Consider the following 15,973-nt stretch of genomic DNA (forward strand, 5'->3'; position numbering starts at 1 on the left):
CGAGCGGATATCCGCCCGGCTGTACTGGGAAAGCCTCCGGCAGGTCAACGAATGGATCTCCGGTCGGCCGGCGCGCCGGTGACCGTACCCACCGGCTGTTCGGTCTTCCCCAAGGAGCTGCAGCGCCCGTCTCGGCGGAGGGCGGAGCGCCGGTTCCCGAACATCCGGTACTGGAACGAGCCCGGCAAGGGCGGCCACTTCGCGGCGTTCGAGCAGCCGGCGTTGTTCTTCGACGAGGTCCGGTCATTCTTCCGGCTGGTCCGCTGATGGTCACCCGTACTAGGTAAGCGGCTGGCTGAAGATCAACAAGTGCCCATCGGGTGTCCGTACGTTGAAGTCGCGCATCCCGTAGGGCCGGTCAGCCAGTGGCTCGACGATGTCGGCGCCGCGGGCGCGCAGCTCGTCGTGGCAGGAATCGACGTCGTCGACGACAACCGTCACCCTGGCCGGGCCGACGCTGCTTTCGGCGTACAGGTGGAACTCGGCGGTGTCGCGGATCACGGCCGCGTAGCTGGGTGGGGTCTCCCAGGTGAATATGGTGTCGAATCCGAGCACGTCCGTGAAGTACGACCGCGCTGCCTGCACATCTCGGCACGGCAGCACGGGAATCGCCACCCGCATGACCATTCCGTCACCTTACCCGACTTTGGCTCGAGATCGCTGATCTTGGGTAGGGTGCCGGCTGTTGAGCTGCGGTTTCGTCGTGTGAACGGCGAAAATCTACGCACTGAGCGGCCGGTTCCAGGCTGTCTCTCGTGGCGTATGTGCGCACGGTGAAGCCGGCGTCGGGGGCCAGGGCAGTGCAGATCGTGCACTCCTCGCGTCGCGGGTCGCGGGACATCGAGCACATCGGCTCGGCGCATGACGATGCGGCGTTGGAGGCGCTCAAGGCGGTGGCGAGGCAGCGTCTGGCTGTGGGGCAGCCCGAGCTCGACTTTGGCCCGGACTTCGCGGCGTTGCAGGCCGGCAGTGGTGCTGGTGGTGACGAGGTGTTCCGATTACTGGTGCTGGCACGGATCGTCGAGCCGACCAGCAAGCTGGACAGTCTGCGGGTGGTCGAGGAGGGAGGTTTCGACCCGCCGGCGTACGCGACCCTCAAGCGGCGTCTGCCCGCGTTCGCGAAAGAGTCCTGGCGGCAGAAGTCGGCCGCGGCGTGCGCCCGCACCGCTGATCTGGGGCCGGCGTCACTGGTTCTCTACGATGTGTTTACCTTGTACTTCGAGACCGATGCCCGGGGACGGGTTCCGTGAGCCCGGGTTCTCCAAAGAACGCCGCCTGGAGCCGCAGATCACGATCGGGCTGCTCACCGACGCAAGCGGGTTTCCGTCGATGGTCAACGCGTTCGAGGGCAACCGGGGCGAGACCACTACGATGCTGCCGACCATCCGTGCGTTCATGGATGCCCACCAGCTGGCTGATGTCACGGTCGTGGCCGACGCTGGCATGATCTCTGCGGCCAACCAGCAGGCCATCGAGGCCGCGGGGTTGTCGTTCATCCTCGGCGCGCGGATACCCGACGTGCCGTACGTGGTCCAGGCGTGGCGCCACGAGCACCCGGATGAGCAGATCCCCGACGGGCACATCTTCACCCAGCCCTGGCCTGCCGGCCCCAAGGACCAGCGCCGCGACCAGATCATCTACTACCAATACCGGGCGGACCGGGCTCGGCGCACCCTGCACAGCATCGACGAACAGGTCGCCAAGGCCGAGCAGGCCGTCGCCGGCAAGACCGCGGTCGAACGCAACCGGTTCATCCAGCTCACCGGCGCCACCAAGAGTGTCAACCGGACTCTGGAGGCCAAGGCACGCGCCCTTGCCGGCCTCAAAGGCTACGTCACCAACCTCCCGGACGTCACCGCCGAGTTCGTGATCGACGCCTACCACCGACTGTTCCACATCGAGAAGTCGTTCCGAATGTCTGAACACGACCTACGTGCGCGGCCGATCTACCACCACAAGCGCGAGTCGATCGACGCGCACCTGACGGTCGTGTTCGCCGCCCTGGCCGTCAGCAGGTGGATCGAGCAGACCACCGGCTGGTCGATCAAGAAGTTCGTGCGCACCACCCACCGCTACCGCACCATCAACATCCAGGCCGGCGAGCACACCCTCACCGCCGTCGACCCGCTACCCGACGACCTCCGCGATGCCCTCACCCGCATCCACGACCGCGGTGCGCACTGATTTGAGCCAAGTCAGGTCATAGACGCAGGCGGGAATCGGTTGCCACCCGGCAACAAGTCAGGACAACTGCCGGTATTTCACTGCCAAGTCAGCGAGTCGTCGCTGGCGTTCGTCGATGGTTTTCATGGTCCATTCGTCGGATTTTCCGGCGAAATTAGTGAGTGATAGTGTGGTGCTTGCGCGCAGAAGTACCTGACCGTTAAGGCGGTAGGCGTACTCCGTCTGGCGGTCGAGCGAACATACTTGCCCACTCTTTGGTGGCAGACTGGGGGAGAATGTGTTCGAGATTTAGTTCGCTTGTGTTTGGATTTGCGATAAACTCGGGCGCGCGCTTCGGGCGAAGATTTTCGATTTCCAGTGAGCGAAGATAGTATCGCGAGTAAGAGGTGCGCCGGACGACAGCTGTTGAAAAGTCGTTTCGAAATTGTTCGTTCGCTGATGACTTTGCGTGCTGTTGTAACGGAGTTCTGGGAGATTGCTTGTGCAACCTCTGCGATAGCTCGCTCGGCCTTGCTTCCCTCTGCAGTGCGTGAAATGCGCATCCGAACCGCTGCCGAAACGGCAAATTTGAGTAGTTTCCCAAGTTGCGAATTAGTGAATTCGAGCATCGCGGCGAGGAGGGTCGGGCGAAGTCTCTCGACCTCGAGGATGCGCAGCGCTTCGGCGTTCTCAGCTGCGCCCGGTTGCACTGTTGGCCAGAAGGATGGATCTGCGCCGAGAAGTCGACTGTACGCTTGGGGGGGCAACTTTGAGTTCTTCGCTGAATGCGACTGCCTCTGATGGGGTGGTTAGCCGGTGGTCCTTGACTCGAACGAAGATCTCACGTTCACGTGTGGGCCCTTGTTGGCTGGTGAAGCAGTACCGAAGGAAGTCTGTGAATTTGCTTCCTGTGCCAGTTGCTTGTTCGATGTAAGCTGTCATGATGATCCAGCGATCGTGGCATTCGGATAGTCGCGAGCCGGCGCGACTGAAGATGTAGTTCTTCGTCAAATCGGCAATCGTAAGATCTATTCCGCGATCGTTTAGTGTCTCAAAAAATAGATAGGCGTCTGATTCCGTGGGTACGGTTGCGGTGATGACCAGAGCGCGCTCATGAATGAAATCTACCCAGTCCACCAGGTGGTCTGCCTAGTTGTCTTTTCCTCTGCTATCGTTTCGCTCGTTGAATATATCTCGAATTGCAAATATCAACAAGAATGCCGTGGTTAACCGCTGCTGGCCGTCAATAATGAAAGAGCGGCCCGCCGATGTGATTGATTCTGCGTAGTCTGATGAATCTGAGAGTATCACTGTTCCTAAAAAGTAAGCCTCGTCAGATTTTTCTGCGACGGCTTGTTCGAGGTCGTTCCAGAAGTCCTCGACTTCGTCTCTTCCCTCACCTGAGCCCCCATGCGAAGGCGCGTTGGCAGGCGGGAACAACCCCTCGCCAATTGATCTTACTGCTCGATCGATATTGCCTTTGATCGGCTCCGAGTACACGACGGCGGGCCGTCGTGTACTCGGAGTGTCAGTGCGTGTCGTCGTCCTCGAGTCGAGAAGTTCGGCGGTGAGGCTGATATGGCAGATGTCGTCGATGCTTGCCTTGGTACCGGGCGGACCGGTGGCCACCGCGTCGGGATCGCGGTGGCCACCGGGGGTTTCACGGCTCGGCGACGATGACGCCGGTGGCGGCGAGGTGTTCGAGCGCCGCCACCACCCGGGCCCGCGTGGTCTCGCCGAGTTCGGCGGCGTCGATCGCGTCGCGCGCCGTGGCGTGCATCGCCAGCGCCCGGACGAAGCGGACCACATCGGGAGTCCCGAGCAGGCACCCGTCCCGGTGCTCGCAGCGGTGGACGAGCACCTCGAAGGGCTCGTGGGGGTTCACCCGGTACGGCGCGTCGAGGTCCATTGTGGACCCCCCGCTACGCGTGGACGATCACGCCGCGGATGTTCTTCCCGTCGCGCAGGTCCTGATAGCCCTCGTTGACCTGCTCGAGGGTGTACTTGCGGGTGACCAGCTCGTCGAGCTTGAGCTTCCCGGCGTCGTAGAGCCGCAGCAGCCGGACGATGTCGTACTGCGGGTTCGCCGAGCCGAACAGCGTGCCCTTGATCGTCTTCTCGAACAGCGTCATGACACCGCCGGAGACGTGCACGGTGAGCTTCTCGGGGTTGGCGAGCCCGGTGATGACGACGGTGCCGCCCTTGCCGACGACGTTGAACGCTTCGCTGACGACGTCCTCCTCCACGGTGCCGACGGTGATCAGCGCCTGGTCGGCCAGCTGGCCCCAGGTGAGCTCGTTGACCTTCTCGGCGGCTTCGGCCGCGGTGGCGAACGCGTGGGTGGCGCCGAACTTGAGCGCCGCCTCCCGCTTGAACTCGACGGGATCGACCGCGACGACGTACTTCGCCCCGGCGTGCGCGGCACCCTGCACGGCGTTGATCCCGATGCCGCCGATCCCGTAGACGACGGTGGTGTCCCCGGCGCGCACCCCGCCGGCGTAGTTGGCGGTGGCCCACCCGGTGGGCACGCCGCAGCCGACCAGGACCGCGGTCTCCAAGGGGAGCCAGTCGTCGACCTTGACCACCGAGTGCTGCGAGATGGTGGCGCGCTCGGAGAACGTGCCGAGCATGCACATCGCGCCGAAGTCCTGGCCGCCGCCGTGGAAGCGGAAGGTGCCGTCGGGCAGGTGGCCGTCGAGGATGGTGGCGCCCATGTCGCAGAGGTTCTGGCGGCCGGTCGAGCAGTAGCGGCAGGTACCGCAGTTCGGGATGAAGCTGCACACGACGTGGTCGCCGGGCGCGACCTTGGTGACACCGGGGCCGACCTCTTCGATGACCCCGGCGCCCTCGTGCCCGCCGATGATCGGGAACCGCGGCACCAGGTCGTTGTCGATCAGGTGCAGATCCGAGTGGCACAACCCGGCGGCGGTGTACTTGATGAGCACCTCACCGGGACCGGGCCCGTCGAGGTCGAGCTCCATGATCTCGAACGGCTTCCCGGCATCGAACAGTACGGCTGCCTTCGTCTTCACGGCCATCTCCTTGACGTGCGGCGTGCGTCCTCGCCCGTCGATTGTGAGCAGCCGCCGCGGCCGTGGAGTGTCCGAATCCCGGACACCTTCCGTCCGCGCCCGGGGTCAGCGGACCCGCAGCGCGCGCATGCGGTTGTAGAGCGTCGAGCGGCTGATGCCCAGCTGCTTCGCCGCCCGCACCTTGTTGCCGTCGCAGGCTCGCAGCGTGCGGACGATGACGTCGTACTCGGCCTGCTCCCAGCCGGTCAGGGCCCCGCCCGTCTCCGTGCAGTCCGGGGCCAGGTCGGCTGCCGTCAGGTCACCGGCCGAGCGGCGGTCGGCCGCCGCCGCCAGGACGCCCTCCAGCTCGCGCAGGTTGCCCGGCCAGTGCTGGGACGCCAGCAGCTCCAGCGCGCCCGGTGTCAGGCGCAGCGAAGCGCCGAAGCCGCGTAGCAGCTCGCGGGCGATCGCCGGGATCTCGTCGCGGCGCTCGCGCAGCGGGGGCAGCTCGATCCGGCGGTGGACGCGTGCCGCCAGGGTTGCCTGCTCGCCGTGCAGCTCCGACGGCGGGCCGCTGAGCAGGGCGAACCACGCCGGTGACTCGTCCAGCAGGCGGGCCAGGCGGACGGCCGCGAGCGGGGGCAGCAGCTGGATCCCGTCGATCACCAGCAGGCCGCGGGAGCTCGCCGCCGCCTCCACGCGGGCGCACCAGCCGGCTTCGCCCGCGACGACGTCGGACGCGTCGAACTCGCGCACCGGCTCGTCCCCGGCGATCACCCGGGCGGCCGTGCTGCGGCCCGCGCCGGGCTCGCCGCAGACGAGCACCCGCCGCCGGGCGTGGCCGGCGCGGTGGAGGCGGTCTTCGATCGGCGCCGGGAAGAGACCGCGCGCGGCGCGCGGGCGCGACACCACCGGGCTCGCCGGGCGCACCGGCGCCAGCTCGAACAGCAGCCCGGCGTTCGCCGACACGGCTTCGACGCGCACCTCCACCGGTGTGCCGGAGGTCAGCCGGATGCGCCGGAGCCCCCGCTGGGTGCGCCCGAGGTCCTGCAGCAGCCGGTGGTCGGCGGTGTCGACCAGCTCGGTCGCCGCCGTGTTGGCCAGCACGACGTCCTGGCCGAGCGCCAGCACCGCGCAGGCCCGGTGCTGCACCGACTGGAACGCGGCCAGCAACTGCTGCTCGGCGAGCTTCGCGCCGTCGAGCAGCCGCCGTTCGATGTCGGCGACCGCGCGCCGCAGGAACGGCCCGAGCAGCGGGTTCGCGTCGCCGGCCGGCCCGGTGATGTCGAGGACGCCGGCCAGCCGCCGCGTCGAAGGGTGCACCAGCGGGTGGCCGTAGCAGGTGAACTGCTTCATGGCTTCGAGGAAGTGCTCGTCACCGTCGACGGAGACACCGCGGCGGGTCTCGAACGGCGTGGCGAGGGAGTTCGTCCCGGTCCGCTCCTCGATGAACTGGCAGCCGGGCACCGCGCTGATGTTCTCCAGCGCCAGCTCGACCGACCGCTCGGTGAACCGCCGCGCGACGATGCGGCACTCGTCGTCGGCGAGCACGACGCAGAACCGCGTGCCGGCCAGCTGCCGGGCCAGCTCGTCGAGCACGGGCGAAGCGGCCCGCAGCAACCGGCTGCGGCTGTCGACGTCGGCGACGTCGAGCCGGTCGATGGCGGACGCCGGCGAGAGCCCGGAGAGCTCCGCCCGCCGCCACGACTGCGCGATCTCGGTCCGCAGGTCCACGCGCACTCCTCGAGCGACCCGATCGGTGTACCCGGCCTGCCATCATCACACGGACCGGCCGCCAGGTGAACCTTTCCGACCGGGCCGGTGCCCGCCCGCCCCGGCCGGACGGTTTCCGGGTACGCCGGATCGCTTGCGCCACAACGCAAAGAGCGTCGGCTCGCACCAAGCCCGTTCGGGAGCGGGACGCCCCGTGCAGGTCGGCGAACCGATCAAGCCGTTCCCGCTCGAGGAGGCTTCGGCAAGAGCGACGAGCGTGGAACTTCGCGATGGTGAGGCTCTCGGAGTCGGAACGCCGTCGACTTCCGGCGAGGCTACCCCGCGGGTTCGCCGCGCCGACCCGTCCGATCTGGCAGGGCCCACTCCGGCAGCCGGACGCCGTGCAGCCCGCGGTAGGCCGCGCGCGCCGGTGGGGACCAGCCTTCCAACAGGTCGGCGCGCGGTGCGAACACCTCGACGCCGATCGGGTGGCAGACGTCGATCGGGTCGCGGGCGTCCGGGCCCCACAGCGGGACGGACAGGTCGCCGCCCGGGCACGTCGACAGCGCGCACAGCAGGTCGGCCTCCGCGAAGAACTCGAGGTGGTCGCCCGGGCGGGCCGGGCACGCCTTCATGAAGTAGCGGTCGTCTTCGGTGAGCCCGGTGCACTGGAAGACGTTCAGGACGTCGTGCACGTCGAACTCGGTGAGCCCGAACGGCGCGACCGCGCGGACCAGGTTCGAGTGGCAGTGGAAGTCGAAGTCCTCGCCGGTGAGCAGCCGGTTGACGTACGGGTCGCAGCGGGTGCCGAGCAGGTCGTGCACGCGGCCGCCGTCGCCGTCCACGCCGTGGTGCTCGAGGGTGTCGGCGGTGATCGTGGCCAGCGGGCGCAGGAACGGCAGCGTCGACCACAGCCGGTCGAACGTGCTGACGTGCGCGCGCTGGAGCTGGCGGGTGCGGGCCGCCCAGAACCGTTCGCGGGGGTCGTCGGCGTGCCACAGGTTGAGGTCCCCGACCTGCGGGCCCTCGACGGTGCTGAGCCGGCAGAGGTGGCCCTTCGGCACCCGCCACGCGCGGCCGGAGCGGATCGGGATTTCGAAGGCGTCGACCCGCACCGGGCCGGGCTCGGCGGCGAGCCGCCGGTAGAACGACCGGTCGACCTCGAGTGCGGCGCCCTGGTAGGCGGGTGGGGGTGCGCCCATGGCGTTCTCCTTCGTCGGGTGCGTCCAGCATGCCCTCGGTCACGCACGGTGGTGTTCGATCACTCGTTCGGCTGCTGGGGCGGCGGCGGTCGGGCTTTTACCGTCGTAGTGCCCTATTTCGTGGGAGGAGTGACCGGCGTTGCTCGTGGCCCTCCAGCGCACCGGTACCGAACGTGCTCTGCCGCCCGCGGCGGAGCACGTCGTGGAGTTGCTGCGTTCCTGGGGGCGGGGACCGGACCACCTGACGGGCCTGGCGCTGGCGGGCATCGCGTTGCCGGGCCCCAAGTTCGTCGACGCTCTCGTCTTCACCCGCACCGGCGTGGTGGTGATCGCGGCGCACGAGCCCGGCCCGGACCCGGGATCGGGGGAGCGGGCGGGCGCGGCGGTGGCGGCGGCGCGGGGAGCGCTCGCCGGGCACGAAGGCGGCCGGTACGTGACCGGCCTGGTCGCGGTCGTCCCCGGCCTGCCCGCCCCGGGTGCGCACTGGGACGAGCCCGCCACCGTCCCCGGGGTCGCCGTCGTCCTGGCCCACCCGCGGAGCCTGCGCCGGATCATCGTCCAGCACAACCGCTGGCGGACCGTCTGGTCGGCCGACGACGTCCTCGACGCCTGCTACGCGCTTTCCCTCGCCCACCTGGCCCCGCCGCGGTCCGCGCTGGTCGCCGACGGGTTCCCGGTGCGCCTGCCGGACCGCTCCCGGCTGCCGGAGCTGCCCGCGGTCGTGCCGATCCCCGCCGAACCCCCGCCGGCCGCCGAGGCACCCGGCGAGCCGGCCGTCCCGCCGCCCCGGCGGCCGGGTTCGGCGGTCTTCCCGCGGCCACGGCCGATCCGGCAGGTGCCCTGGGGTCTCTTGGCCGTGCTGACGCTGCTCGTCACCACGGGCGTCATCGCCGCCGTGTTCGTCGCGCAGGTCTTCCACGGCTCGTAAAGATCGCGTCAACTGGGCCATCTGCACCGTTTCCCCGCGACGTCGGCTGGGCACCTCCCGGTAGACGTGAAAGGGGTTCACGATGCCGCGCACCCAAGCGCTCGTCCTGCTGGCCGTCCTCACCGGTGCCGCCGTCACCGGCTGCAAGGTGCCCGACGACCTGGCCTCCGGGGCCCAGCCGACCGGAACCGCCGCCGCGGCGCCGGTCGCGCCCGCCGAAGCGCGGGCCGAGCTGGGACAGCTGAAGGTCGCCGTGCGCGGGACCATGGACGGCTACAGCCGCGAGAAGTTCCCGCACTGGGACAAGGTCGAGGGCGCCTGCGACACCCGCGAGCAGGTCCTCAAGCGCGACGGCAAGGACGTCACCACGAACTCCGACTGCGCCGCCAAGTCCGGCACCTGGGTGAGCGCCTACGACGGCCAGACCTGGCACAAGGCGTCCGATGTGGACATCGACCACATGGTGCCGCTGGGGCAGGCGTGGGTCAGCGGCGCCAAGTCGTGGACCCAGGAGCGTCGCGAGCAGTTCGCGAACGACCTGGTCCGCCCGCAGCTGCACGCGGTCACCGACAACCTCAACGAGCAGAAGAGCGACAAGGCGCCCGACCAGTGGAAGCCGCCGCTCGTCTCGTACTGGTGCACCTACGCCACGGACTGGATCGTCGTGAAGCGCAACTACGGCCTGACGATCACCGTGCCGGAAAAGACGGCGCTGGAGTCGATGCTGCAGCACTGCTAACGCAGCGAGCGCGCCGCCGCCAGCGCCTGCCCGGCGTAGGACCGTCCGAACAGGACGGTGTGCACCAGCAGCGGGAACAGCTGGTGCAGCCCGATCCGCTCCGCCCAGCCGCCGGCCAGCGGGGCTTCCTCCTGGTAGGCAGCGAGGACGCGGTCGAGGTGCGGGCAGCCGAACAGCTGCAGCATCGCCAGGTCCGTCTCGCGGTGCCCGCCGTGCGCGGCCGGGTCGATCAGCCACACGTCTTCGCCGTCCCACAGGACGTTGCCGTTCCACAGGTCGCCGTGCAGCCGGGACGGCGGTTCGTCGAGCGCGGGGAACTTGGCGCAGGCGCGCTCGAAGACCGCGGCCTCGGCCGGGCCGAACGTCCCGGCGTCGACCGCGCGCCGGACGTAGGGCAGCACCCGGTGCGCGGCGTACCACGACGCCCAGTCCTCCCCGGCGACGTTCGCCATTGGGGCCAGGCCGATCCAGGCGTCGGCGGGTCCGCCCGGGGGAGCGGCGCCGAACGCCGGCGCCCCGGCCGCGTGGAGCCGCGCGAGCCCGCGCCCGAACCGCTCGGCCGCCGCCGCGCTCGGGCGTCCGGCCGGGACGCGGTCGAGCACCAGCTGTTCGTCGTCGTGGCTGTGCACCACCGGCACCGCGACCGCGTCCGCCGCGGCCAGCCAGCGCAACCCGGCGGCCTCGGCGGCGGCCGCGCCGGGGGCGTGCCCGCGCTTGACCACCACCACGCGGCCGTCGTCGAGAACGGCTTCGCGGATGCTCATGTCCCGCACCGTACCGGCGCGCTAACGTAGGCGCCGGAGACAGGGGGGAACGACAGGTGGCGGTCACGGTCCAGAAGCTCGAACGGCTGCTCGGCGGGCTGGCGGAGGTCCAGCGCTCCGAAGCGCGCGACTACTCGTCGTTCAGCGTGCGCGGCAAGCGGTTCGGCTACTTCTGGCCGCGGACCCGGACCGTCGGCCTCAAGCAGGAGATCTCCGAGCAGCTGGCGCTCGTGGCGGAGCGCCCCGACGTGTTCGAGGTCCAGTTCACCGCGGGCGGGTTCGGCTGGGTGGTCGTGTACCTCGACGGGATCGGCGCCGACGAGCTGGCCGAACTGCTCTACGAGGCCTGGCGGCTTTCGGCGCCCGAGGAGCTCGCCGCCGAGGCGCCCTTCACCAGGATCGCCCGCGCGTAGAGCAGTTCGAACCCCAGCCGCTGCACGTTCTGCTGCGACTTCGACCCCGGCTGCGTGGTGACCACGGCGAGGTCGCACCCCAAGGCGGCGGCGGTCGCGAGCCGGGCGCGCACCAGCGCCGTCTGCACGCCGCGGCGGCGGTGGGCGGGCAGCGTCGCCGCGGCGCCCAGCTGCGCGATCCCGTCGGCGACGCGAAGCCCGGCGCCGCCGGCGAATTCGCCCTCGCGTTCCGCCGTGAACCGCAGCATCCCCGGCATGTCGCGCAGCGCGTCGACGATGGTCTCGCGCGAGAACTCCTCGTGCGAGGCCAGGCCTTCGGTGTCGGCCACGACGGACGCCTCGGCGATGGCGGCCAGCCACGTCTCCAGCTCGTCGTCCCCGGAGCGCCGGACGAAGTCGGGGAAGCCGGCGTCGGCGACCCGGCGGCCGAGCACGTTCTCGTAGTTCTCCAGCCGGTAGCCCCGGTCGGTCAGGTGCGCGCCGAAGGACGCGTCCGCCAGCTGTGACACTTCGATCTGCACCGGTGCGCCCAGCTCGGCGTAGGCCGCTTCGATCTCCTCCAGCCCGTCGGGCGGGCCGTCGAAGCCGACCCCGGCGACCTTGTTGTACGGCGAGTCCGCCTCCGCGAAGCTCGCGACCCCGCCGGCGAACGGCCGCGCGAAGCCGACGTCGTCGCCCCGGCGGGCTCGTGCCGCATCGCTGCTCTCGACGACCAGCCGCACCTCGGCGCGTTCGATCCGGGCCGCCAGCGCGACGTCGCAGAAAAGCCGTTCCCCGTCCATGTCCCCAGGGTGGCGGACGTGGACGGGGAACGGAACCGAATTTCGCTCAGCCCTCCACGCGGTGCGACGCCCAGAACGACGTCAGGTCGGTCGACCCGGCCGCCGCCTGCGCCGCCGCCTTGAACTCCGCGGTGGTCGACACGCCGTACCAGTGCGACTGGGCGTAGGACTTCAGCAGGTTCGCCATCGCCGTGTCGCCGATCAGCCGCCGCAGGTCGTGCAGCGTGCACTTGCCGTAGTTGTAGACGACCGTGGAGTACCGCGACGAATGCGCGTCCCAGTAGGCCATCGAGTTGGTCAGCTTCTCCGCGCTCGACTGCCACGTGATGCCGCAGCCGCTGCCGGTGACCCCGCGGTAGAGGTCGGTGGCGTAGTCGGTGAAGCTCTCGTCCAGCCACGGGGAGTTGTACTCGTCGTCGCCGACGATCCCGTAGAACCACTGGTGCGCCAGCTCGTGCGGGAGCGCCGTGGTCGACACGAGGTCCAGCACGAAGCCCGGGTACTCCATGCCGCCGAACCAGAAGTTGTTGTCCAGCACCACGTCCACCTCGCCGTACGGGTAGTCGCCGAAGCGGCCCGAGTGGACGTCGATGGAGTCGGCGGCCAGGCTCAGCATCTGGTTGGCGCTGCTGGTGGAGATCCCGCTGACCGAGTAGACGTTCACCCGCACGCCCTTGCCGGACGTCGTGCTGATCTTGGCGAACGGCCCGGCGCCCCAGGCGAAGTCGCGCACCTTGTTCGCGACGGCGCGGGTGGTGGTCGTGCTGCCGCTGGTCGTCTCGGTCGACGTCCCGGTGGCCGGGGTCAGCAGCGCCGTCGGGTGCACCAGCGTGACGTCGAAGTCGCTGATCACGGTGTAGAACGACTCGCCGTTGTTGGTGTAGGGGTCGAGGTGCCAGCCCGCGCCGTCGCGGACCGCGAGCACCGGCAGCGCGTTGCCGATCATGTTGTACGCGCCGTCGTGGCCGAACCGGTCGGCGCCGCTGGGCACGACGATCTTCAGGTCGAACCCGATGGTCGCCGACTGGCCCTGCGCGAGCGGTGCCGGCAGCGTGATCTTCATGGCCGTGCAGTCCACGCTCAGCGCGGAGGGCGTGCCGCCGGTGACGTTCGTGACCGTGATCGGCGTGGTCGGGCAGGTGCCGTGGTAGTTGTCCCAGAGCCGCAGGTAGACCTCGGGTAGCGCGGTCGCGGAGCCGTTGGTGAAGCTGACGCTCTGGTGGCCGTTCCAGGTGTCGCCCGCGGTGTTCGACGTGAGGTTCACCGTGTAGGCGGGGTTGATCGGGGTGCGCGTCGAGTCCGCGGGTGCCGCGGTGATCGTCCACGCGAAGGTGGCGCTGCCGCTGTTGCCGGCGGGGTCCTTGGCGGTGACCGTCACCGACGACGTCCCGGCCGCCGTCGGCGTGCCGGTGATCTTCCCGGTGCTCGCGCCGATCGTCAGGCCGGCGGGCAGGCCGGTCGCGGTCCAGGTGAGCGCGTCGCCCTGCGGGTCACTGGCCTGGACCTGCAGGGACGCGGCCTGGCCGACGGCGCCGGTCTGGGCGCCGGGCGAGGTGACGACCGGGGACTGCGGGTTCTGCGAACCGGTGGTGGTCAGCGAGAAGTCGTCGAGGAGGAAGTTGGTGGCTAGGCTCGAGTCTTCGGTGCCGGTGACCTTGAGCGTCACCGTCTGGCCCAGGTAGCGCGACACGTCGATGGTGCGCTGGACGTACCCGGTGTTCTTGTCGAGGTTCGAGTAGCTCGCGAGGGTGTCGGTGCCGACCTGGACGACGAGCTTGTCGTAGGCGGTGGTGGTCGTCGTCTCCTTGGTGTCGACGTGCGCCCACCACGAAAGGGCCGCCGACGCGCAGCCCGCGGGCAGCGTCAGCGACTGGGACAGGGTGTCGGTGTGCGTACTGCCGTAGCCGTCGAGCCAGGCGTCCATCGTGCCGCCGTGCGACGGTTCCGCCGTGGTGGCGGCGGAGATGACCCCGCTGGTCTGGGTCCACGGCGTGGTGCCGCTTTCGAACCCGCCGTTGCCGACGACCTGGTCACCGCAGACCGCCGCGGCCTCGGCCGGCGCGGCGACGGCGACTGTGCCCAGCAGGCCTACGGCCGCACCGAGCGCAGCAGAAAGCACCCTCGATCTCATGGGGGAGTCCTTTCGCGGCCCCGTCCGTCGGGGCCACGGAAAAGGGTCCCCCGCGCTGGGGGCGGCAACAACCCGCCATGAGTCGGGTTCCGGGTTCAGGCCTGCTGGAGCACGTTCAGCAGGATGAAGAGCAGCACGAGCGCGCCGGCCACCGCGACGACGGCGGAGACCGCCGACCGGATCATCTCCCCGAAGCCCTTGGCGGTCCGGGCCCGGTAGGCGGAGTAGTTGGCGCGGGCCTCGCGGGCACTGTGGACCCGGCTGCCGACGAGCAGCCCGGCGGCCAGGGCGAGGAGGACGGCGATGAAAACGGACACGAGCGAATCCCTTCGGAACGGAGAACGGCGAACGGCCTTATTCCTAGACCCGACGGACAGCGCGCGCCACGGCTTTCCGCGGATTCTTCACGGGCCGGTCGGCCCTGGCGGGACGGGTGTCCCGCGTTCTCCGGAAAACGCCGGTCCGCGGTCGGCGGTATCCGTCGTTTTCCGTGCCGGGCAAGGACAAATCGGTGGTCAGTCGCTCGTGGCGAGTCCCTTGTGCCGTTCCCGCAATTCTCGTTTGACGATCTTACCGCTCGGATTCTTGGGAAGCCGCTCCGTGAATACGACGTACTTGGGACATTTGTAACCGGCGAGATGTGACTTCGCGTGGTCGAGCACTTGCGCAGCGGTGAGGGTGACGCCTTCGCGCGGTACGACGACGGCGGTGACCGCCTCGATCCAGTGTGGATGGGCGATCCCGAACACCGCGGCTTCGGCGACGCCGTCGAGGAGGTACAGCGCCTCCTCGACTTCGCGGCTCGCGACGTTCTCGCCCCCGGTCTTGATCATGTCCTTCTTGCGGTCCACGACGGACAGGTAGCCGTCCTCGTCGACGACGCCGAGGTCGCCGGAGTGGAACCAGCCACCGCGGAAAGTTTCGGCCGTTTTGTCCTCGTCGCGGTAATAGCCGAGCGTGGCGTGCGGGCTGCGGTGCACGATTTCGCCGACCACGCCGGACGCGACCGGCTCGTCCTCGTCGTCGACGATCCGGGTCTCGACGTTGAGCGACGGCCGCCCGGCCGACCCGGCCCGCTCGAGCTGCTCGTGCGGGCGCAGGATCGTCGCCAGCGGCGCCATTTCGGTCTGGCCGTAGAAGTTCCACAGGTCGACGTCCGGCAGCCGGCGGCGCAGCTCGCGCAGCACCTCGACCGGCATCGCGGACGCGCCGTAGTACCCCTTCCGCAGGCTGGAGAGGTCGGTGCGGTCGAAGTTTTCGTGGCGCAGCAAGGAGATCCACACCGTCGGCGGCGCGAAGAGCTTGGTCGCGCGTTCCCGTTCGACGGCGGCGAGCAGCGCGGCCGGGTCCGGCCCGGGCAGGATCACGCTGGTGGCACCGAGGTAGACGTCGACGGAGAAGAAGCAGTCCAGCTGCGCGCAGTGGTAGAGCGGCAGGGAGTGCACCTCGACGTCGTCGGCGCTCATGCCGCCGTCGACCACGCAGGAGACGTACTGCGCGATCAGGGACCGGGACGACAGGAGAACGCCCTTCGGCCGCGACTCGGTGCCGGAGGTGTACATGATCCGCAGTGGATCGTCGTCGGCGACGAAGACGTCCGGCGGGGCCGAGTCCCCTTCGGACAGCCACGCGCCGACGTCCTCCCACTCGCCGGCCGCGCCGATCCGGCCTCGGACCACTTCGCCGGTTCCGGCCAGCTCGAGCGCCTTTCGCGCGGTCGGTTCGAGGGCGCCCTCGGCGACGAACGCGGCGACCTCGGCGTGGCGGAGGAGGTAGGCGATCTCGTCGGCCCCGAGCATGAAGTTGACCGGCACGAGCAGCACCCCGAGCTTGGCGGTGGCGAACGCGAGCGCGGCGTACTGCCAGCAGTTGTGACTCAGCAGTGCGAGCCGGTCACCCTTGCGCAGCCCGCGCGCGGCGAGGGCGTGCGCACACCGGTTGGCGGCGGCCTCGAACTCGGCGAAGGTGAACCGCCGTTCGCCATCGACCACGGCGAGCTTGCCGGGCACGCGCAAAGCGGTCCGGCGGAGCAGATCACCGAGCGCGTGCTGCCGCGCCCGATCGACGAGAGCGGCGGTGGTCCCGGAGAACGGCTGATCCATCCCGGCAGTCTCGGCCGGGACGCGC

At 69.5% G+C, this 15,973-nt stretch carries 17 protein-coding genes and 1 pseudogene; 5 read left to right on the forward strand and 13 right to left on the reverse strand.

Annotation, left to right across the window (positions count from 1 at the left end):
* The first annotated feature begins 51 nt into the window (after positions 1–51).
* A complete protein-coding gene (locus ACLJQM_RS20940) occupies positions 52–267 on the forward strand; it encodes a hypothetical protein (RefSeq protein WP_410632459.1) in 216 nt (71 codons plus the stop codon).
* A 12-nt stretch (positions 268–279) separates the two neighbouring features.
* Here ACLJQM_RS20940 and ACLJQM_RS20945 read toward each other — a convergent pair whose 3' ends face one another.
* On the reverse strand, positions 280–627 hold the full coding sequence (locus ACLJQM_RS20945; protein ID WP_247023512.1) for a VOC family protein: 348 nt from the start codon (positions 625–627) through the stop codon (positions 280–282).
* A 173-nt stretch (positions 628–800) separates the two neighbouring features.
* On the opposite strand from ACLJQM_RS20945, the pseudogene ACLJQM_RS20950 reads away from it, so the two are divergent.
* Positions 801–2,184 (forward strand): annotated as a pseudogene (locus ACLJQM_RS20950) (IS1634 family transposase).
* A gap of 199 nt (positions 2,185–2,383) precedes the next feature.
* Here ACLJQM_RS20950 and ACLJQM_RS20955 read toward each other — a convergent pair.
* From ACLJQM_RS20955 to ACLJQM_RS20985, 7 genes are all read right to left on the reverse strand, one after another.
* Entirely contained in the window at positions 2,384–2,767 is a 384-nt protein-coding gene (locus ACLJQM_RS20955; RefSeq protein ID WP_410632460.1) for a DUF1524 domain-containing protein, read from the reverse strand.
* An 86-nt stretch (positions 2,768–2,853) separates the two neighbouring features.
* Positions 2,854–3,300, reverse strand: a complete 447-nt coding sequence (locus ACLJQM_RS20960) for a hypothetical protein (RefSeq protein ID WP_410632461.1) — start codon at positions 3,298–3,300, stop codon at positions 2,854–2,856.
* Between the two features lie 12 nt (positions 3,301–3,312).
* A complete protein-coding gene (locus tag ACLJQM_RS20965) occupies positions 3,313–3,792 on the reverse strand; it encodes a DUF262 domain-containing protein (RefSeq protein WP_410632462.1) in 480 nt (159 codons plus the stop codon).
* Between the two features lie 31 nt (positions 3,793–3,823).
* A complete protein-coding gene (gene mftB / locus ACLJQM_RS20970) occupies positions 3,824–4,072 on the reverse strand; it encodes a mycofactocin biosynthesis chaperone MftB (RefSeq protein WP_247023511.1) in 249 nt (82 codons plus the stop codon).
* 13 nt (positions 4,073–4,085) lie between these two features.
* Positions 4,086–5,195, reverse strand: a complete 1,110-nt coding sequence (locus ACLJQM_RS20975) for an NDMA-dependent alcohol dehydrogenase (protein ID WP_247023510.1) — start codon at positions 5,193–5,195, stop codon at positions 4,086–4,088.
* A gap of 105 nt (positions 5,196–5,300) precedes the next feature.
* Positions 5,301–6,908 carry a sigma-54-dependent Fis family transcriptional regulator gene (locus ACLJQM_RS20980; protein WP_410632463.1) on the reverse strand — a complete coding sequence of 536 codons (1,608 nt, stop codon included), beginning with the start codon at positions 6,906–6,908 and terminating at the stop codon, positions 5,301–5,303.
* 314 nt (positions 6,909–7,222) lie between these two features.
* Positions 7,223–8,089, reverse strand: a complete 867-nt coding sequence (locus ACLJQM_RS20985; RefSeq protein ID WP_410632464.1) for an urea carboxylase-associated family protein — start codon at positions 8,087–8,089, stop codon at positions 7,223–7,225.
* A gap of 145 nt (positions 8,090–8,234) precedes the next feature.
* On the opposite strand from ACLJQM_RS20985, the gene ACLJQM_RS20990 reads away from it, so the two are divergent.
* A complete protein-coding gene (locus ACLJQM_RS20990; protein WP_410632553.1) occupies positions 8,235–9,017 on the forward strand; it encodes a hypothetical protein in 783 nt (260 codons plus the stop codon).
* 82 nt (positions 9,018–9,099) lie between these two features.
* Complete coding sequence (locus tag ACLJQM_RS20995) at positions 9,100–9,756, forward strand: HNH endonuclease family protein (RefSeq protein ID WP_247023506.1); 657 nt, start codon at positions 9,100–9,102, stop codon at positions 9,754–9,756.
* Here ACLJQM_RS20995 and ACLJQM_RS21000 read toward each other — a convergent pair.
* Positions 9,753–10,520 carry a fructosamine kinase family protein gene (locus ACLJQM_RS21000; protein ID WP_410632465.1) on the reverse strand — a complete coding sequence of 256 codons (768 nt, stop codon included), beginning with the start codon at positions 10,518–10,520 and terminating at the stop codon, positions 9,753–9,755. The two genes, ACLJQM_RS20995 and ACLJQM_RS21000, sit on opposite strands and share 4 nt — an antisense overlap.
* A 56-nt stretch (positions 10,521–10,576) precedes the next feature.
* Between ACLJQM_RS21000 and ACLJQM_RS21005 the strand changes: the two genes are divergently transcribed.
* Positions 10,577–10,933 (forward strand): MmcQ/YjbR family DNA-binding protein, encoded by a 357-nt coding sequence (locus ACLJQM_RS21005; RefSeq protein ID WP_360768869.1) that lies wholly within the window; start codon positions 10,577–10,579, stop codon positions 10,931–10,933.
* On the opposite strand, the gene ACLJQM_RS21010 is transcribed toward ACLJQM_RS21005, so the two are convergent.
* The 4 genes from ACLJQM_RS21010 to ACLJQM_RS21025 form a co-directional block, all read right to left on the reverse strand.
* Entirely contained in the window at positions 10,858–11,715 is an 858-nt protein-coding gene (locus ACLJQM_RS21010) for a GNAT family N-acetyltransferase (protein WP_410632466.1), read from the reverse strand. The genes ACLJQM_RS21005 and ACLJQM_RS21010 overlap by 76 nt on opposite strands.
* A 46-nt stretch (positions 11,716–11,761) precedes the next feature.
* On the reverse strand, positions 11,762–13,834 hold the full coding sequence (locus ACLJQM_RS21015) for a putative Ig domain-containing protein (protein ID WP_360769495.1): 2,073 nt from the start codon (positions 13,832–13,834) through the stop codon (positions 11,762–11,764).
* A gap of 107 nt (positions 13,835–13,941) precedes the next feature.
* Positions 13,942–14,163: a hypothetical protein gene (locus ACLJQM_RS21020; protein ID WP_360768863.1), complete on the reverse strand. Its 222-nt coding sequence runs from the start codon at positions 14,161–14,163 to the stop codon at positions 13,942–13,944.
* Positions 14,164–14,361: 198 nt separating this feature from the next.
* Positions 14,362–15,948: an acyl-CoA synthetase gene (locus tag ACLJQM_RS21025; protein ID WP_410632467.1), complete on the reverse strand. Its 1,587-nt coding sequence runs from the start codon at positions 15,946–15,948 to the stop codon at positions 14,362–14,364.
* Between the last annotated feature and the right edge of the window lie 25 nt (positions 15,949–15,973).

This window comes from Amycolatopsis sp. cmx-4-83, from assembly GCF_046548815.1.
Classification (GTDB): Bacteria; Actinomycetota; Actinomycetes; order Mycobacteriales; family Pseudonocardiaceae; genus Amycolatopsis; species Amycolatopsis pretoriensis_A.